This is a genomic window from Spirochaeta dissipatitropha (assembly GCF_054657935.1).
Genome location: NZ_BAAHXT010000006.1, coordinates 1 through 17,595 on the forward strand (window position 1 = coordinate 1; position 17,595 = coordinate 17,595).

Genomic DNA, 17,595 nt, shown 5'->3' on the forward strand with positions numbered 1-17,595 from the left:
ACACTGAAAGCGCTGGAATTCACCAGCACAGGCTGAACTGCGGCGCCCTTTCCGATAGAACCATTTGCCAACTCGTTCTTTCTCGGATCTGCTGCGCTCATGATGATGGTGATGCTGGCAGTCCTTGTTGGGACAGAAGGGAGGGGTATGCATACGAAACTCCTTTTTTCGTTTTGTACATACCCTCTATTACAACAGCAATGTTCATATATCTTTGCTTACAGCGTGGTGAGAGAGGAAATCATGGTGCCATCTTGCTACTACTCATAAGCATTTCTGATGTCTGGTTCATGTGCTTGACAAGTCCGGTTCAATTACTATAACTTTTTTATATGGAAATCTTTTCTGCGCCGAGCCTGGGTCTATACCTGCTGTCTCTATCGGGACTAACAAGAGCTGTTAGTGCTGATTGTTCTGTGCGCGGATCGCAAGGTTTCTGTTAGAATATTTTGAAACCAGCAGCCCGTTATCGAGCAATCGGTAACGGGCTTTTTTTATATGCAGCCTGCATGAGGAGGAACAGTATGGCAAAATATACACGGTTTCCGAAAGTTGATTTGTCCGATCGTACCTGGCCGGACAAAGAAATCATATCAGCGCCGATATGGTGCAGTGTGGATCTACGTGATGGTAATCAGGCGCTGGCTAATCCAATGGGGGTCGCTCAGAAACTGAGAATGTTCAGTTTGCTCGTGGATATCGGTTTCAAGGAAATTGAGGTTGGTTTCCCTGCGGCCAGTCAGATCGAGTTTGATTTCGTCCGGACTCTGATTGACCGCGAAATGATTCCGGATGATGTGTCTATTCAGGTTCTTACACAGGCTCGTGAACATCTCATCGAGCGGACATTCGAGAGTGTCAGGGGTGCCCGGAATGTCATTCTGCATGTATATAATTCAACCAGCAGCATGCAGAGGAAGATAACCTTCGGTATGACCAAGGATGAAATAAAGAATATTGCGGTTCGCGGAGCTGAAATGGTGCTTGAGCAGGTGAAAAAGCAGCCCGAGACGAATTTTCGTCTGGAGTACAGCCCGGAAAGCTTTTCAGATACCGAGCTTGATTATGCCAGCGAAGTCTGCAATGCAGTGACTGCTGTCTGGCAGCCGACTCTGGACAAACCCGTTATAATTAATCTTCCAGCTACGGTGGAGTGGACAACTCCCAATGTACATGCAGATCAGATCGAATGGATGTCAAGAAATCTCGAGCACCGTGATTCGGTTATTCTGAGTCTGCACACCCATAATGACCGGGGAACCGGAGTTGCCGCGACCGAACTGGGGCTTATGGCAGGTGCCCAGCGGGTTGAAGGAACCCTGTTCGGGAACGGAGAGCGAACAGGAAATCTGGATATAGTAACTGTTGCCCTGAATATGCTGTGCCAGGGGATTGATCCGGAACTCGACTTCAGTGATGTCCCGTCCATCCGTTCGGCATATGAGGATCTGACCGGCATGGATGTACATGCCAGACATCCCTACGCGGGGGACCTTGTTTTTACCGCTTTTTCCGGCTCACATCAGGATGCTATCAAGAAGGGAATGGATCGCCGTGACGGTCTGAGCGGCCCGGATACTCCCTGGGAGGTGCCGTATCTGCTTATCGATCCCAAGGACATCGGGCGGACATATGAGGCTATAATCCGAATTAACAGCCAGAGCGGCAAAGGCGGGGTGGCATATGTGCTCTCCCGTGAGTTCGGTTTCGATTTACCTAAATCAATGCACCCCGAGTTCGGTAGAATCATGAATCAAGCGGCAGACAGACTTGGCCGGGAAGCTGACAAGCAGGAAGTATTCGGCATTTTCCGTCAGGAATATCTGGATAACACAGATCCTCTCGAGCTTATCCGGCTGCGTTCGCTGACGGATGAGATGGGTGACCATAAGCTTACTCTGACAGTAAAAATAGCCTACAAGGGGCAGATTCAGGAGATTACCGGCAGGGGCAATGGCCCTATCGACTCTTTCGTTCAGGCAATGAGCGAACGCGGCTGGAATGGATTTTCCATAATCGATTTCAAGGAGCAGGCAGTCGGTAGTGGAGCAGGAACCGAGGCTGCAGCTTACGTACAGATACAGACAAAGGATGCTGCCAGATTCTGGGGTGTCGGTGTGGACACAGACATCTCTATTGCTGGACTGAAGGCAGTTGTGAGCGCCTTCAACCGCTCACAGCTCAGATAATGATCACAGAATAATCCAGGAATCAGAAGTGTCGGAGTCAGCTTTCTACCGAGGCTCCGACACTGAGTCACCTGGAACAAGCTTCGGAGGGAAGATGCGCAATTTTTCAGCTGGAGGGTTCCGTTGTGACAGACCAAGCATGAGCTGTTCTGCTGCCAGCCTGTATATATCTGCCAGACAGAGGTCCAGGCTGGTAATTCGCAGCGGCAGTAGATCCAGTATCGGAAGATTATCGCAGGCAGCTATTGAAACATCACCCGGGATCGAAATACCGGCATCCATCAGTTTCTGAACCAGTCCAAAGGCAGTTAGGTCGTTCACTGCTGCGATAGCGGTGACAGCGCCTTTTCTGATTTCCGGAATAAGTTGTTCGGCTGCAGCTCTGCCGCCTGCAGGTCCTATGGCTACTTCTATTTCGAGAACTTCGAGGTCATTAAAAGCACTGCAGAAGCCGTTTTTCCTGTCCATGTGACTGCTTATTTCGCGCGTCTGTCCGGAGACAAAAGCTGTTTTGCTATGCCCGGCTTTTTGAAAGAGCTCGGCAATCAAGCTGCCGGCTGCCTGGTTGTCAACAGCAAAACGCATCCCGCTTGTGAAATGGTGGACATGGTGCCCGAATACCATCGGAATACCGCTTGCCTGAAGTCGCTGCAGCTGTTCCTGGCTGTCTATATCGTAGACGATAATTCCGTCAAAATCACCGTTTTGAAGACTGTGTCCGTGCTCGGTTCCAATGGTCAGGTGATACGGGCTCCGTTCGATCGTATTCAGCACCGCTTCCAGACTTTCTGTATAAAGGCCAGCGTAGAATACAGCATGCGAAGGATCGTGACTGGAGAGTTTCCGTCCGTCGATCCAGAGAATCCTTCCCGTGCTTTTTCTTGCCAGGGCCGATGCAAACTTGTTCGGCGCATATCCCAGCTCGGAAGCAGCCTTGAGAACTTGTTCCCGCTTCCCGTCGGATACGGTTTCGGGACTGTTGAAAACCCGGGAGACGGTAGCGGTAGATACTCCGGCCAGGCGTGCGACGCTGTCACGATCTGCTTTTCCGGATTTTTCCTGTTGACTCATTCTTTTAATATGATACAATGTACGCGCGTACATTTCAAGGTGGAGGTGGAAATGATTCCTGGATCAGCCAGAACAATTACTGACTGGAAAAAAGATATTCACAGCGGTACACTCGATTCCAGGCTGCAGAGCCTGTATGGAAGCGATCAACTGGAAAAACAGCGCAGCCGCTGGCTCAGTGTTCTCGATATTCATGAAGCGAGGGGTTGCAAGGGACCTGTGTACATGTACAGTGCACCAGGCCGAACCGAACTTGGTGGCAATCATACCGATCATAATAATGGTATCGCTCTTGCGGCGGCAGTCACTCTGGACAGTATTGCCGTAATCGAGCCGCTTCCAGGTGATGACCAACTGTCAGTCTTTTCAATCGATTTTGATCAGGAATATCTGGTTTCATGCTCCTCTCTGCAAGTACGGGATTCCGATAAGGGCAGCCTGACCGGCATCCTGCGCGGCCTGCTGGCATGGTGTGCGGAAAAAGATATAGCATTGAAGGCATTCAGGGCGACCCTGCAGAGCAATGTCAGTCCAGGTTCCGGACTCAGTTCTTCTGCCTGTGTTGAGTCATTGTTTGCCACAGTAATTACTGATCTTGGCCGTGAATCAGCCATGGCGGGTTCACGGGCCGCAGACCATGCTGAAGGACGTATTCAGGTCATCGATCCGATTCAAATCGCATTGTGCGGCCAGTTTGCTGAGAATAAATATTTCGGCAAACCTTCGGGACTGCTGGACCAGATTGGCACGGCCTGCGGCGGGGTTGTCGGCATAGACTTTGCAGATCCGGATAATGTTGCCCTAACACCTCTGGATTTTGATTTCAGTGCGCATGGATTCCAGCTGTGCATAGTGCATACACCATCCGATCACTCAGCGGATGTGGATTCCTACGCATCAATTCCGGCAGAAATGCGGCAGATAGCTTCATGGTTCGGGGCCAACACACTCCGTGAGGTTTCCGAAGATGATTTCTGGAAGGGATTCGCCAGACTCAGAAGTGAGTTCAGTGGCAGAGCCATCGCCAGGGCCGGTCATTATTTTGCTGAAAACAGACGGGTACAGGGAATGCTGACAGCATTGAAGGCCGATGATTTCATGCAATACTTGAAACTGGTAGCGGAATCGGGGCACAGTTCATTTCAGTATCTGCAGAATGTAATCGATGAAATCGATAATCAGGATTATGGACTTGCACTTCTGCTTATAGAAGCCCGCTTTGGTGAATATGGTGTGGTCGGGCGGGTGCATGGTGGTGGATTTGGGGGAACGGTGCAGGCATATGTCCCCCATGAGCATATGCAGATATTTATTGATCAAATGGAACGGGCTTTGGGTGATGGCTGTGTGGTGGCGCTCGAGATCCGCTCTGAAGGAGTAGTGAGAATATGAAAGTACTGGTAACCGGCGGTGCCGGATATATTGGAAGCACAATCTGTAATGCATTGAAGGATGCCGGTCATACAGCTGTCATCCTCGACAATCTGTCTATCGGGAAACGTGAATTTGCCGAACAGCATGTATTCTATGAAGGAGACAGCTCTGATCATGCTGTGCTCGGTCGGATCTTCAGCGATCACCCTGAAATAAAGGTCATTATTCACTGTGCAGCCTTGATAATTGTCCCCGAATCGACGGAGCATCCCAGCCGCTACTACCATGAAAATGTGGCAAAATCTCTGGATCTCTTTGATTTTATCCGCGAACGCGGCGGTTTGTCCGTAGTATTCAGCTCATCGGCTTCGATATACGCTACGGTAGAAGGCTTCCGGGTTACCGAGGAGTCACCGCTGGCTCCTTCAAGTCCCTATGCGCGAACCAAGTATATGATGGAAATGGTGCTTGCGGATTTCTGTGCTGCCTACAATATGCGCGGGCTTTCACTCAGATATTTTAACCCCATAGGATCTGATCCAATGCTGAGAAGCGGCATGCATCTTGCAAATCCAAGCCATGTACTCGCTAAACTGACCAATGCCGCGCTTGGAATAGAACCAGAGTTCTGCATTACCGGAACAAACTGGCCAACCCGGGATGGGTCAGGCATTCGGGATTATATACATATCTGGGATCTTGCCCGGGCACATGTTCTGGCAGCTGAATATCTCGAAAGCGGTCGCGATGCAGAAAAAGCTTATCAGGTAATCAATCTTGGTACCGGGAATGGTGTGACAGTACGCGAACTCTGTGACGCATTCCGGGAAGTCTGGACAGGAGATGTGCCGATTGTTGAAGGCCCTGCACGTCCCGGTGACGTCGCCGGTGCTTTTGCAGATACCAGCCGTGCCCGGGAGATACTGGGCTGGACAGCCGAGCTCTCCACCGCGGATGCAATTCAAAAAGAGCTTCAGTGGCGGGAGCGGCGCAAGGAAATGCTCGGCTACTGAGCAGTTGCGAGCCAGGGTGCAAAAATTTCGTTGTGGTGCAGAACTTTCTGCAGATATGCATAGAGCTTGTCGTTGCGGATAACTGATTTCAGGGAGCCGTTCTGCTCAGCCTCCCGGATCAGCCCGTCCATATCATGGGATGCGCCGGCTCCGCGGGTGCTTCCCATGGCTTTCTTTGAATCAAGCAGCCAGTTTCGGTAGGATTCCGCGCTTTTCTGCAGGCGTGACGTGTCTTTGCCCTCATTCTGGTACCATTCATCCATCTGGCTGAGCAATGCAAACAGCTCATCGGCTTTGTTGAGAGTTTGGCGGTATACAGAATGCGGTATGAAGGGCGCTATCTGGTGCCTGTTGGTCATTTCGCTGAAGATACCACCCAGTTTCTTCCTGTATTTCCTGTCCGGATTTCCGCTCGTCAGTTCCTTACTGTAGAGTTCTGCATAGAGCCCGGGGAGATCAGCATTCCTGCCTGCCAGCAGGGGATGCATCAGCGTGCGCATGAAGAGATTCTTCTGCCGGCCGGGGCGTAGGGTTAATCCTCCCGGTATAATACAGGAAACCCCCGCAGCCTTGAGTCGCCGATACATCTCATCAATCTTTTCAAAAGAATCACTGAGATGCGGAATGAGCGGCATCATCAGAACTCCTGTATGGCAGCCGGCTTCAGAAAATTTCTGCAGACAGGCGATGCGTTGCTCAGGGGAGGGTGCCCCGGGCTCAATCAGTGAGGATAACTCAGCGTCCAGAGTCGTAATGGTCATCAAGAGTAGAAAGCCTGCCTGTTCATGTACTCGCTTCCACAGGTCGATATCCCGCTCGACCAGGCATGACTTGGTAAGCACTGTGACCGGAAACCTGAAGTACTGCAGAATTTCGGCGCAGGCCCGGGTAATTCCCAGCTCCGCCTCAATCGGCTGGTACGCATCAGTAATCCCGCTGCTGATCGAAATCGGTCCGGGTTCCCTTAATCTCGGCAGTTCCTTCTGTAGAAGCTGTGGAAGATTCTCCCGGAAAACGATGTCCCTGGAAAAATCACCCTCAACGAAATATTTCTCTGCTCTCCCGTCGCAATACAGGCAGCCGTGAGCGCAGCCCATATAAGGTGAGCAGGCATAGCGCGTCATGGTGAACAGTCCGGGCAGAGGTGAAGACTTGAGGGCTTTTCTGACCTGCCTCGCTTTTGGCCTGATTCCGTCACCTCGAGGTGCGACCTCGTCTATCGGAAAATCAGATTGCAAGAATGTCGTAGGGAAGCCCTTTCCGGGCTTCGGTCATCATGGGAGCGACGGTCTCTCGCCACTTCAGGTAATGATCAGTCTGTTTATGAGCGGCGGCAGCCTCCGGGGATTCATAGGCCTCATACAGAACAAAGCTGCAGTTGTCATCGCTGCTCTGCAGAAAGTCAAACCTGAGATTCCCGTTTTCCTGTACTGAATACTTCTGGTTTTCTCTGCTTGCTGTAATGAAATCCTGTAGATATTCATTCTTGACCCTTATATGTACTATTGTTACCGGCATTTACCCCTCCAGATAATCACTGCAATTATATATCTCCCCGGTTTCAAGCCGGGGCAGGCTGCATATTGTCTGAACAGCTGCAGCAATTTTTTCGGCTGGCTGCAGCTGTCCTCTTTCTTTCCGCTGGATAAATTTACCGACGGCCGGGAAATCCTCTTCGCGGCTGGCTCTAATTTCGGCCTGCATATCTGTATCCATAATTCCCGGATCAATACTGATTATTTCGCAGGCAGGTTCCTCGAGGGCGAGGGCTCTGACCGCATTGTCCATCGCTGCTTTTGCTGCACAGTAGAGACTCCACCCTGCATAGCCGTGTCGCGATGCCCCGGACGAAATACTCGCCAGTCGCAGCTTCGGTCCCTGAAAATGCTTCATAACCTGCGAGAAAAAGACCAGAGCCGTGCTGATATTCAGATCTGCTGACTTTCTGATATCACCAGCCGAAATATTCCTGAGACCACGAATCGGCTGCAGACTTGCGGCATTGCTGATTGCCAGTACCTCGTCGAAGTGTTGACTGGAAAAGCGTTCAAAGCTATGGGAAAAAGCCCGTTCTGCTGCTTCAGGATCGGACAGGTCGATTTCTACAGACCATGGTGCGGCTGCCGTTCTGGAGAATTCGATTATGCCCCAGCCAGCGCTGCGGTACAGATTGCAGAGCTCTTTTCCGAGACCCTTTGATCCACCGGTAATGACAAAGAGTTTCATTCTATTTCCTCCCCAATAATTGTAGCCGTAAAACGGCGGGAACCGCCATGGTTTCTGTGTTCGCAGAGGTAAATTCCCTGCCAGGTTCCCAGGCACAGGCGTCCATCGCTTATCGGTATGGTAACTGAATGTCCCAGAAGAGAACTCTTGGCGTGAGCCGGCATATCGTCGGATCCTTCCATGGTATGTACATAGTATGACTGATTCTCTGGAACCAGGTGATTGAAAATCTGCTCCATATCCCGGCGGACATCCGGGTCAGCGTTCTCATTCAGAGTCAGACCTGCCGAGGTGTGCAGTATGTGGAGGTGCAGAAGTCCGGCCGAGAACCTGCGAATTTCCGGAATTTCCTGTTCCACAATCCTGGTTATGAGGTGAAATCCCCTGCGCTGCTGTGGTAAGGCGAAATGTTTCTGGACAATCTTCATATTTGAAGTATACCCCGGGTAAACGTACCCTGGCAAATCGAGAAAAATGATGGGGTATTATCTCTTGCGGACGAGTTTCTCAACCTCAATAATGCCCTGCTCTTTATTCAGTACAAAGCGGACCCGGTTGAATACCCTTTGAACTATATAGGAAACATGGCCGATTTCAATATAGGAGCCAGGGTAGATCTGCCCGCTGACTTCAACGGAGGCCTGGTCATTCTTGTCGAGATTAACCACCAGATCTGCGGCCTTGTTATTCAGACTACTCATTGCATTCTGAACCTTGACCTTGATCTCGGCCAGCTTCTCAAGCTGTTCTCCACTGCTTCGTGCAATCTGGCTGTTGATTTTCTGAAGCATGAGCGCGAGTTTCATGGATTTATCCTGTATAAGTTCCAGCTGATGAACTGCAGAGAAATTCAGTCCACAGTATATCTCTGTTTTAGGGCCCATCTGTGAGCCGATCTGATATGCCTTGACCCCGTTCTGTGCATATACACAGCCCCCTACAATAATACCCTTCCCGCTACAGTCCACAATGTCGCTGCTGTGTACAGCAGAATGAAGAATTCCAGTCGAGACAGTTATTGCTTTTCCTGCTTCCACGTAACAATTCTCGATAAACTTCGACCGGATCTCGCCTTCCGCTATGACCTTTCCTTTTCTTCTTCCGATTATTCCCTGCTGAACCAGAACATCGCCTTTACAGGATACAAGAGAGGCGTCCAGAGTACTTTCGGAAAGTACAGAACCACCGGCTTTAATGACAAAGTTATCCTTGACATCTCCCTTGATTATTACATCGCCTGCAAAATTTATGTTTCCGGTTTGATAATCGACCCCGCCAGCTAATACCAGGGTCTCACTTACCAGAAATTCGTCTTCAGTGAGTTCGAAGCGTCCGTCACAGGCGGCACGCAGCAGGCCATCCTCTTCAACGATGTTCTTCAGGGGGTTGAGCTGCCTCACTTTTCTGACCTTGAATGGCAGGTTCTGGCTGCTAATATCCATGCCTTCGCTGCCTGGCCTTTCTTCTCTGCGTCTCCCCAATACCTGTCCCTTTTTTACAAATATAAAAGGGCTCATTTCCCGGTAATCAACCGGTCCCCTGGAATCCGGTTCCTTTTTGGGCGGGCTTTTCAGGTCCGGTTCAATTACTATATGTGAGGGAATCATCTCAACGGGACCTTCACCTTCTGCAGCAAGAATGTGTTTGACTGGTTTTCCTGAAAGATTGCACTCGGTCATGGCTTCCTTGATTTCTGCCCAGTGAATACCGTAGTTGACTCCTTCAATCTCAAGCTGTACCAGCAGGTGATCCATCGTTATGTGCTTCATTCCCTCACTGGCTGGATAGAAATCAGCATAAGCCCGTAGATTATCATCATCAGTCTGGATTGTTACGTATCCATGACTGGGGAATGCGATGCCCATCTCTTCAAGGCGCTGAAAGCGTGTGAACGCATCTGCGCTGGCTTGTTCCAGAGGATCCCGGGATGATGCGAAATCAATCTTGATTTCGTCAATATCGGCCAGGAGCTTATCCGACAAATCAGAGATATTGTCGATTCTATCTGCCTTCCGTTTGTTCATAGTGAATCCTTCAGACCTTCAGCGCATCCAGAATTTTGGCTATCTCAAAAGGTTTCTTGATTATGCCTTTCGCACCCGAGTTCATGGCTTCAGCCGCGATCGGATCTCCCGGATGACCGGTAATAATCAGGATTTTGCTTTCTGCTTTTGCTGCCATGATCGCTTGGGTAACCTCAGCTCCATTTTTTTCCGGCATCAGGACATCGACCAGAATCAGATCGAAATCACTCTCCCTGGCAGCTTGCACTCCTTCGCCGGCATCGGAGTGTGATGCAACCTCAAAACCCATATCTGTCAGAATCGAGCTGACAGCCTCCAGAATTGCAACCTCATCATCAATGATCAGTATTCGCTTTGTCATTTCCCGCTTTCCCCTTTGTTATGTATATTTCTGTTCAGAATCAAGGCTCCAATCGATTTTCTGAACAAGTCAAGCTTTGGAGGTTTACTCAGAACGACATCGATATTTTCAGGTGTCTCATCGTCCTGCATAAGAACCCCCCAACCGGTAAGCAGTATAATCGGTATGTCCGGCTGGGTCTTCTTTACCATGGCGGCTAATTGAAGCCCGTTTATATTTGCCATACCGTAATCTGTAACAAGGACCTGAAAAGGTACTCCCTTTTCTAGCTCGCTTTTCAGGATTTCTAGTGCTTCTCCGCCTGAGCTTGCGGAAAAGACTTTATGTCGGTCAATCTGCAGCATTTCTTTCAATACAGGCAGAACGCGCTCATCATCCTCTGTCAAAAGGATCTTGAGTCCTTCAGGGTACGCTTCGCTGGTCGAAGGCAGTTCCGCAGAGGCCTCTGGAGCGGTGATCGGAAACCTCAATTGAATCCGTGTGCCTTCTCCTGGTTTACTGTCAATCTCCATACTGCCATTATAACGCTGGATCATGCCGAAAACAGCTGGGAGGCCAAGCCCGGTACCATCGACTCCCTTGGTGGAAAAGAAAGGCTCCATGCAGCGCTGCACGGTTTCTGCATCCATGCCCTTGCCGCTATCTTCAACAGTCAGGACTGTATAGCCATCCTTCTGTTCGGCATTCAAACAGATACTGCCGTTTGTTTCGATTGAATCACAGGAATTAATCAGCATATTGGTTAATGATTCGCGCAGATCGCTCTGGTTCACCATCAGTACCGGATTTCCGCTGATCTTTTTGACTACATCTATATGCTTTCCCTTTTTGTCAGCTGAGCTCTGCCACAAAGGCCTTGTCAGGTCTATTACCTCATCGAACAGGGTATCTACCGACACCTCCTGCGTTTCACCACTGTCGTTTTTCTGGTAGAAGGCCCGCATTCTTTTGGCAACATGTTCAATGTCCTGTGCCGCGTTCTGAATAGACTTCAAGTAGCGGATTCTGGTGTCCATATTTCCGTCGGGGAGTGCAAGCAGGGATTCAGTATAGAGCAGAATGGGCACGAGGGCATTGTTTATATCGTGAGTAATGCCGCTGGCAAGCTGGCCCATGGCTTCCATACGGCGCTGTTGTGACATGTTTTCCATGACCTGGGATAATTGTTCATAGGATTGATCGAGTTCGGAATACAGTCTCCAGTTATTGATCGAGAGAGAAAGGAATTCTATGAGGTTGTTGAGAAATCTCCACTCATCTGATTTAAGTCTTTTTCTGTTGGTAAATGCCAGGTACAGAAAGGCCGTTTTCATTTCTGACAAGGCGAAGGGGATCTTGAGTATGGCCTGAATTTTTTTACTCTGCAGGACTTCGAGGACACCCTGCCATATTTCACTCTTCTTCCCGTCCGAAATATCCGTGATTTCGATTATCTTGCTGCTTCCGCTCTCTGTCAGTACTTTCGGGAAATCTGCGGCATTAATCAGCATGCCAGGAGTAAAAAACTGCCTGAGGGCGTCATCATGGCGGCTTAGTGCTTCTACTTCCAGCTCTTCAGGCGTCTCCTTCTGAAATGTAAGCAGTCCGAAGCTATGCTCCAGGCTTTTGTCCAGATAGTGAAAGAATAGATCTATCAGGGCCTGGAAATTCTGCTCTTCGGCAGCAGACCTGGAAAAATCATTCAGGGTGCGAACCCATTTTGCATGCCTTTTGAGTTTTTTTTGGGCTGACTTCAGCTCGATAACACTTTTTTCGAGTGCCCTCTGACTCTGTTTGATTTCTGAAATATCATTGAGTACCAGCAGACACATGGGTTCATCCTCATAGATGATTGGTGAAGTGTGTATGAGGTAGTTCTCCCGGGTTTCTGTGTTTCCTTTTCTGGATTTGATTTCCACTTCGATATTATTAAATTCCTGTTGTTCCTCGATTGTTCTTGAAACCGTTTCCCTGAGTTGGCAGGCACTACACTCGGGATGATCGCCACAGGAAAGATCTTCACCTGCTGAATTAATGCATTTAATAAGGCTGCTCTTACCGGTACCTATCAAATGCTCGGTTGCTGTGGGTTCTGAAGCATTGAGAGGTAGATTGATTTCGCGAATTATATGCCTGGCATCAAGAATTATCATGGTTATGGGGACACTGCGGAAGATAGTGTTGAGCTGAGCGGCTGTGCTGCGTACCTTTTCAACCGCATTCTTTTCCTCGGTTATATCCTCGATTATGTACGCGGCAAGGTCTGCTGACGGACTGTCCTCTGATTTGAATGGTATCGCATTGATCTTGATCCACCTATGCTTACCTGAGATTCGGTGCGTAAAACCGAGTATCTTGTCCTTGACAGCTTTTCCTTCGTTCAGAAGCTGGAAGAACTCATCTCCCTGCAGGAGGAATAAACTTCTGGTTCCATCTTCTTTACTGTAACCAAGGTCCGGGAGGTCCTTTCCTACTAGTTCTCTGGCAGGTATTCCGAGTATGTCTTCGGCTGAAGCGTTGGCAGTTATTATTTTACCGGACAGATCCTGATAGAGAACTCCGAGTGGAAGCTTGTTGAAGAATTTCAGATGCCTGCTTTCCGACTCGAGCAGGCTTTTCTCCAGCTGTCTGGAGTAGCTTATGTCTGAAATTATTCGTATAGTTTCAGCGCCCTGTCCATCTTCCTGAAGGCTGCGTACCGTTGATAGTCTGTACCAGTGTTCATTGCGGGTGAAGTACATTTCCTGGGCTTGATTGCCCGTTGCCTCAGGACCGGATTCTATTCCGGATAGGTCATGAAAATTTCTGTTGATTATTTCCTGCCACGATAAGCCGAGAAAATCCCGGAATGCATGATTTGCCCGGATAATGAGTCCCCGGTCATCGGTTACGCAGACGCTGTCCTGCATGGCATCGAAGGTTGCTCGCCATTGCCTGCCGGCTCGAACCAGCACTTCAGTTACCGATGAGTGTTTCCGTACCGATTCGTTTTCCCCGATGATGTGAAGACTGGACATAAAAAGCTGATTCAGATCTGCCGCATGAATATAGTCAGAGGCTCCGGCTCGAATATACTGCATTGCATTCCGGCAATCGCTTTCCCCGGTAAAAATAAGGAGCGGAATGCCAGGGTTGAGCTCCCGCGCGATAATAAGAGCCTGCATCGGAATTCCATGTGCCTCTACGGAGTTGCTTGCAATAACTGTGAGTTGAACGGGAGTGTTTGTGATTATTGATTGAAAGTCTTCCAGGGTATCAGCCAACAGAAATTCAGCCGAGATAGCAACTCTCCTGAGTGCTTCCTGTATATTCTGAGTTTTTCCATACTTGTGATTCAGTATCAATATGTGAATCATTTTATTATTATAGTCTAAGTCAGGAATCACATGTGCGCAATGCCATATCCGGGAATATGGGGAGACCAAATGAGAGCAGCAAAGGTTTCAGGAATATTTTGTCTGATTATTATAATTTCACTGATCACGGCGTGTGCCAGCTCGCTGAGGGGAAGCTTGAATAATCCCCGGCTGTTGGCAGACTCATCGTCGCGTTTCCTCGAACTGGATTCAATTCTTGTGCACTATACGGATTCGGCTCATGGACTGACTACTGCTGATTATCCGGTTCTGATGCTGTTGCATGGTTTCGGAGGCAATACTTCCAACTTTGATGCAGTAATCGGGGAGCTTTCGGGACTTTTTCGGGTGATTGCTTTTGATCGGCCTCCTTTTGGATATTCCCAGAAAGCCTTACCTGCGGACTATGGAGAACATAGTCCGTATTCAAGGACTCAGCAGGCAGAATATGCAGTACAGCTAATGGATGCCCTGGGCATTTCTTCTGCAGTACTTGTAGGGCATTCAGCAGGAGGCGCGGTTGCCCTGCAAACAGCCATTCGTCATCCGGACAGAATCGAAGGGCTGCTGCTTGTTTCACCAGCTGTACAGGGAGGCGGATCTCCTGCCTTCGTCCGGAGGCTATTTTCTATTCCTCCTTTTCGATGGTTGGGGCCGTTCATAGTAAGAAGGACTCTTGCCGGGTCAGAGCGCATTCTTGCACGAAGTTTTTATGACTCAGCAGTAATTACAGAGGATATCCGCCAGCAGTATCGGAGAGGGTCAGAAATCAAGGATTGGGACAAGGCTTTGTGGCAGTTCAGTATTGAAGCAGAAAGCAGTGGGGACAGCCTGGATTATACAAAAATATCCGTGCCGGTACTTATTATTAGTGGCGCGGAAGATGAAATTGTCGATCCTGAGCAAAGCATCCTGCTGCACGGAAAACTGTCGGACTCGGAGTTGTATCTCATGGAAAAGATAGGTCATATCGCCTTTCAGGAAGACCCTGAGGGGTTTCTTGAAATAGTCAGACCGTGGCTGACTGACCGTTATCTTAATCGCTGAACTGCTCATCCCAGCGATTGTGGTGTACCATGGCAGGATTCCAGCGTTCCGGCTGCTTCGGACTGCTTGCAGGATGTCCGATTACAACCAGGCCGAATGGGCTTATATGGTTCGGTATATGCAGTAATTCAGACAATCCTTCCGAGCGTTCCCGGCTGGGGTAAACTCCGCACCATACAGCCCCGAGTCCGAGCCCGTGAGCAGCATGCAGAATATTCATGATTGCCGCCGAGCAATCCTGGTCCATGAACTCCGGCTTGTAGGCCTGGTCTCTGTTGCCACAAACCAGTATCGCCAGCGGTGCTTCCGCTGCCATGGCCGCTGCGCTGTGAATAGCCGGAATCGCATCGAGGGTCTTTCGCTCATCAATTACAATGAAATTCCAGGGCTGTTTGTTGACAGCAGAGGGAGCGAACATTGCTGATTCGAGAATGCATCGCAGGTGTTCCTTGCTCACCTTTTCTGCGGTGTATTTCCGGATACTCCGGCGGGTACGGATTGATTCCAGAATAGTTTCTGCCTTGTCCTTGTTAGTATTCATTGCCCTTCTCCTTTTGTGGCTTTTTCAGGGAGGTATTTTTCGATTTCCATCAGTAATTCAGATTTTGAAAATGGTTTCGATAGTTCCCCTGAGGCTCCCAGCAGTCTGGCGCTTTTCAGGAACTGTACACCTACTGAGTGGCCAGACATAAGAATCACCGGTGTTTTAATCTGCTTGTCACGCAGTATGCGCAGGAATTCAATTCCTTCCATGTCCGGCATGACGACATCGCTCAGGATCAGATTGAATTGCTCATCAGCGCATATCTTCAGGGCCTGGTATCCGTTGTTTGCTTCATAACAGAGATAACCTTCACTTTTAAGGGTCTCCTGAATAGAATCCCGAACCGCGTCCTCGTCGTCGACTATTAATATCTTATACATCTGTGTTGATTCCTCCTTACAGCCTATCGGACTCTCATGCATTTGTACACTGTAAAAAGTACTGCTTGACTTAGAGTTAACTCGAGGTCTTATGATATAGGCTATGACAAACGTAAAAGACAGATGGGCTCTTGTCACAGGAGCAAGCAGAGGTGTCGGATATCTGACAGCCCTTTTTATGGCCGCAAAGGGATGTAAACTGGTTCTTCATAGCCGTGATGCATTGCATACAGAGGCGGTGCTCCGGGAAGTTCGTGATCTCGGTGTAGAGGCTTTTTCCGTATCAGCAGAATTGTCTGATCCGGCATCAGTTCAGCAGATGCTCGAGAAGATCAAGACAGAGATTGGACATGTAGACATTATTTTCAATAACGCTGCAGTACAGATCGCATACCGGACAGACTGGGCCTCCACACCGGTTACAGATTTTACCGACAGTTTCATGATCAATACCATTGCGCCAGCAATGATCTGCTATTCCTTTCTTCCGGAAATGATGAAGCGCGGCTTCGGGCGAATAGTGAACACTACCAGTGGAATACAGAATCAACCACAGCAGGCAGGATATTCAGCCAGCAAGGCGGCATTGGATAAGTTAACTACCGATCTGGCGAGTATGGTGCAGGGAAGCGATGTAATGATCAATCTGACAGATCCTGGTTGGTGCAGGACTGATCTTGGTGGGGAGCTTGCACCGAATTCCGTAGAATCAGCCTTACCCGGTGTTGTCCTCGGAGCCTTTCTGGAAGACGGAATAAGCGGCAGATTATTGCCCGCCCAGAATTTCAGTGACATGGATCTTGAATCAGCTGTGCAAAAAGTGCGTGATGCGAAAGGAGATATTAATGAATAATTTTGTGTTCAGAAACCCAACGAAGATACTCTTCGGCAAAGGAATGGAAGATCAGGTTGGAGTAGAATCTGCCAGACACGGCAGTCGCGTACTGCTGCATTATGGAAGTGACAGGGTGAAAAAATCAGGATTGCTTGAACAGACTGTTCGTCATCTTGAAGCTGCGGGTCTGCACGTCGAACTGCTTGGCGGTGTTCAGCCTAATCCGCGGCTGTCACTGGTGGAGGAAGGAATCGGCTTGTGCCGGGAGAACAAGCTGGACATGATTCTTGCGCTGGGCGGTGGCAGTGTTATCGATTCTGCGAAGGCAATAGCAGTCGGTGTTCCGGCGGACAGACCGGTCTGGGATTTCTACACCGGTGCCGCAAGTCCAGAGGCGGCGCTCCCTGTAGCGACTATCCTCACCATTCCTGCCGCAGGCAGCGAGTCGAGCAATGCCAGTGTGATCAGTAATGATGATGGCGATCTGAAGCGTGGCCTTGGTTCAGACCTGATCTACCCCGTTTTTTCGATCCTGAATCCTGAGTTCTGTTACACCATACCCTCGTATCATATCGCGGCCGGGGCCTCGGACATCCTGGCGCATCTCATGGAGCGCTACTTCACTAATGTCCATCCGGTTGAACTTACTGATCAGCTGCTTGAAGCTGCTATGAGAACCCTTGTTTCTGTAACACCCAGGGTTCTACAAAATCCGGAAGACTATGATCTGTGGTCCGAGCTTATGCTGACCGGCCAGATTGCCCACAATAATTCTCTGGATGTCGGTCGTACCGGTGACTGGGCATCCCATCAAATCGAGCACGAGGTCTCGGGGATCTATGATGTTATACATGGGGCTGGTCTGGCTGTTATATTTCCGGCATGGATGGAGTATGTATTCAAGCATGACATACAGCGTTTTGTCCGCTGGTCGGTTGAGGTCTGGGGAGTAGAACAGGATTACTTCAATCCTGAACGGACTGTTCGTGCCGGGATAGCTGCCTTGCGCCGCTTTTCTGAATCAATAGGCATGCCGTTACGCTTATCGGATCTGGAAGTCGGTGATGACAGGCTCGAAGAAATGGCCTCCAAGGCAACTGCCGGGAACAGCCGTACACTCGGAAACTTTGTCAAACTTTCACAGGAAGATGTCTTGCAGATCTATAGACTGGCACGCTAAGATAAACCTTCACGGT

At 49.5% G+C, this 17,595-nt stretch carries 16 protein-coding genes; 6 read left to right on the forward strand and 10 right to left on the reverse strand.

The window, feature by feature from the left end; all coding sequences use genetic code 11:
- Nucleotides 1–524 precede the first annotated feature (524 nt).
- Entirely contained in the window at nucleotides 525–2,189 is a 1,665-nt protein-coding gene (leuA, locus tag ACYQ2L_RS08400; protein WP_460053815.1) for a 2-isopropylmalate synthase, read from the forward strand.
- Nucleotides 2,190–2,234: 45 nt separating this feature from the next.
- Here leuA and ACYQ2L_RS08405 read toward each other — a convergent pair whose 3' ends face one another.
- Nucleotides 2,235–3,260 (reverse strand): LacI family DNA-binding transcriptional regulator, encoded by a 1,026-nt coding sequence (locus ACYQ2L_RS08405; protein WP_460053817.1) that lies wholly within the window; start codon nucleotides 3,258–3,260, stop codon nucleotides 2,235–2,237.
- Between the two features lie 51 nt (nucleotides 3,261–3,311).
- Here ACYQ2L_RS08405 and ACYQ2L_RS08410 point away from each other — a divergent pair, with 51 nt between their 5' ends.
- Entirely contained in the window at nucleotides 3,312–4,652 is a 1,341-nt protein-coding gene (locus ACYQ2L_RS08410; protein ID WP_460053819.1) for a galactokinase, read from the forward strand.
- On the forward strand, nucleotides 4,649–5,647 hold the full coding sequence (gene galE, locus ACYQ2L_RS08415; RefSeq protein WP_460053820.1) for a UDP-glucose 4-epimerase GalE: 999 nt from the start codon (nucleotides 4,649–4,651) through the stop codon (nucleotides 5,645–5,647). Before ACYQ2L_RS08410 ends, galE begins: the two co-directional genes overlap by 4 nt.
- Here the strand turns inward: galE and ACYQ2L_RS08420 are convergent.
- From ACYQ2L_RS08420 to ACYQ2L_RS08450, 7 genes are read right to left on the reverse strand one after another with little or no spacing between them, the layout of a single operon-like run.
- On the reverse strand, nucleotides 5,641–6,885 hold the full coding sequence (locus ACYQ2L_RS08420) for an SPL family radical SAM protein (RefSeq protein WP_460053822.1): 1,245 nt from the start codon (nucleotides 6,883–6,885) through the stop codon (nucleotides 5,641–5,643). The two genes, galE and ACYQ2L_RS08420, sit on opposite strands and share 7 nt — an antisense overlap.
- On the reverse strand, nucleotides 6,875–7,165 hold the full coding sequence (locus tag ACYQ2L_RS08425) for an antibiotic biosynthesis monooxygenase (RefSeq protein ID WP_460053824.1): 291 nt from the start codon (nucleotides 7,163–7,165) through the stop codon (nucleotides 6,875–6,877). The genes ACYQ2L_RS08420 and ACYQ2L_RS08425 overlap by 11 nt, the downstream gene beginning before the upstream one ends.
- Nucleotides 7,166–7,873, reverse strand: coding sequence for an SDR family NAD(P)-dependent oxidoreductase (locus ACYQ2L_RS08430; protein ID WP_460053825.1), 708 nt, complete (start codon nucleotides 7,871–7,873; stop codon nucleotides 7,166–7,168). It abuts the gene before it with no gap.
- Entirely contained in the window at nucleotides 7,870–8,301 is a 432-nt protein-coding gene (locus ACYQ2L_RS08435) for a secondary thiamine-phosphate synthase enzyme YjbQ (protein WP_460053828.1), read from the reverse strand. Before ACYQ2L_RS08435 ends, ACYQ2L_RS08430 begins: the two co-directional genes overlap by 4 nt.
- A gap of 57 nt (nucleotides 8,302–8,358) precedes the next feature.
- Nucleotides 8,359–9,897 (reverse strand): flagellar assembly protein A, encoded by a 1,539-nt coding sequence (locus tag ACYQ2L_RS08440; RefSeq protein WP_460053831.1) that lies wholly within the window; start codon nucleotides 9,895–9,897, stop codon nucleotides 8,359–8,361.
- Nucleotides 9,898–9,907: 10 nt separating this feature from the next.
- Nucleotides 9,908–10,258, reverse strand: a complete 351-nt coding sequence (locus tag ACYQ2L_RS08445) for a response regulator (RefSeq protein WP_460053832.1) — start codon at nucleotides 10,256–10,258, stop codon at nucleotides 9,908–9,910.
- Nucleotides 10,255–13,593, reverse strand: a complete 3,339-nt coding sequence (locus ACYQ2L_RS08450) for a PAS domain S-box protein (protein WP_460053833.1) — start codon at nucleotides 13,591–13,593, stop codon at nucleotides 10,255–10,257. Before ACYQ2L_RS08450 ends, ACYQ2L_RS08445 begins: the two co-directional genes overlap by 4 nt.
- Before the next feature lie 69 nt (nucleotides 13,594–13,662).
- Between ACYQ2L_RS08450 and ACYQ2L_RS08455 the strand changes: the two genes are divergently transcribed.
- Entirely contained in the window at nucleotides 13,663–14,640 is a 978-nt protein-coding gene (locus ACYQ2L_RS08455) for an alpha/beta fold hydrolase (protein ID WP_460053834.1), read from the forward strand.
- On the opposite strand, the gene ACYQ2L_RS08460 is transcribed toward ACYQ2L_RS08455, so the two are convergent.
- Both ACYQ2L_RS08460 and ACYQ2L_RS08465 read right to left on the reverse strand, forming a co-directional pair.
- Entirely contained in the window at nucleotides 14,630–15,181 is a 552-nt protein-coding gene (locus ACYQ2L_RS08460) for a nitroreductase family protein (RefSeq protein ID WP_460053835.1), read from the reverse strand. The two genes, ACYQ2L_RS08455 and ACYQ2L_RS08460, sit on opposite strands and share 11 nt — an antisense overlap.
- Nucleotides 15,178–15,564 carry a response regulator gene (locus ACYQ2L_RS08465; RefSeq protein WP_460053836.1) on the reverse strand — a complete coding sequence of 129 codons (387 nt, stop codon included), beginning with the start codon at nucleotides 15,562–15,564 and terminating at the stop codon, nucleotides 15,178–15,180. The genes ACYQ2L_RS08460 and ACYQ2L_RS08465 overlap by 4 nt, the downstream gene beginning before the upstream one ends.
- A gap of 103 nt (nucleotides 15,565–15,667) precedes the next feature.
- Between ACYQ2L_RS08465 and ACYQ2L_RS08470 the strand changes: the two genes are divergently transcribed.
- Both ACYQ2L_RS08470 and ACYQ2L_RS08475 read left to right on the forward strand, forming a co-directional pair.
- Nucleotides 15,668–16,417, forward strand: a complete 750-nt coding sequence (locus ACYQ2L_RS08470) for an SDR family NAD(P)-dependent oxidoreductase (protein ID WP_460053837.1) — start codon at nucleotides 15,668–15,670, stop codon at nucleotides 16,415–16,417.
- Nucleotides 16,410–17,579 carry an iron-containing alcohol dehydrogenase gene (locus ACYQ2L_RS08475; protein WP_460053838.1) on the forward strand — a complete coding sequence of 390 codons (1,170 nt, stop codon included), beginning with the start codon at nucleotides 16,410–16,412 and terminating at the stop codon, nucleotides 17,577–17,579. Before ACYQ2L_RS08470 ends, ACYQ2L_RS08475 begins: the two co-directional genes overlap by 8 nt.
- The last annotated feature ends 16 nt before the right edge of the window (nucleotides 17,580–17,595 follow it).

Bases quoted from the DNA above. Each gene is read 5' to 3' on its own strand.
- galE (WP_460053820.1), top strand. From the start codon at position 4,649: ATGAAAGTACTGGTAACCGGCGGTGCCGGATATATTGGAAGCACAATC.
- ACYQ2L_RS08405 (WP_460053817.1), bottom strand. From the start codon at position 3,260: ATGAGTCAACAGGAAAAATCCGGAAAAGCAGATCGTGACAGCGTCGCA.
- ACYQ2L_RS08445 (WP_460053832.1), bottom strand. From the start codon at position 10,258: ATGACAAAGCGAATACTGATCATTGATGATGAGGTTGCAATTCTGGAG.
- ACYQ2L_RS08450 (WP_460053833.1), bottom strand. From the start codon at position 13,593: ATGATTCACATATTGATACTGAATCACAAGTATGGAAAAACTCAGAAT.
- ACYQ2L_RS08475 (WP_460053838.1), top strand. From the start codon at position 16,410: ATGAATAATTTTGTGTTCAGAAACCCAACGAAGATACTCTTCGGCAAA.
- ACYQ2L_RS08410 (WP_460053819.1), top strand. From the start codon at position 3,312: ATGATTCCTGGATCAGCCAGAACAATTACTGACTGGAAAAAAGATATT.
- ACYQ2L_RS08430 (WP_460053825.1), bottom strand. From the start codon at position 7,873: ATGAAACTCTTTGTCATTACCGGTGGATCAAAGGGTCTCGGAAAAGAG.
- ACYQ2L_RS08440 (WP_460053831.1), bottom strand. From the start codon at position 9,897: ATGAACAAACGGAAGGCAGATAGAATCGACAATATCTCTGATTTGTCG.
- ACYQ2L_RS08470 (WP_460053837.1), top strand. From the start codon at position 15,668: ATGACAAACGTAAAAGACAGATGGGCTCTTGTCACAGGAGCAAGCAGA.
- ACYQ2L_RS08435 (WP_460053828.1), bottom strand. From the start codon at position 8,301: ATGAAGATTGTCCAGAAACATTTCGCCTTACCACAGCAGCGCAGGGGA.
- ACYQ2L_RS08455 (WP_460053834.1), top strand. From the start codon at position 13,663: ATGAGAGCAGCAAAGGTTTCAGGAATATTTTGTCTGATTATTATAATT.
- leuA (WP_460053815.1), top strand. From the start codon at position 525: ATGGCAAAATATACACGGTTTCCGAAAGTTGATTTGTCCGATCGTACC.
- ACYQ2L_RS08465 (WP_460053836.1), bottom strand. From the start codon at position 15,564: ATGTATAAGATATTAATAGTCGACGACGAGGACGCGGTTCGGGATTCT.
- ACYQ2L_RS08425 (WP_460053824.1), bottom strand. From the start codon at position 7,165: ATGCCGGTAACAATAGTACATATAAGGGTCAAGAATGAATATCTACAG.
- ACYQ2L_RS08460 (WP_460053835.1), bottom strand. From the start codon at position 15,181: ATGAATACTAACAAGGACAAGGCAGAAACTATTCTGGAATCAATCCGT.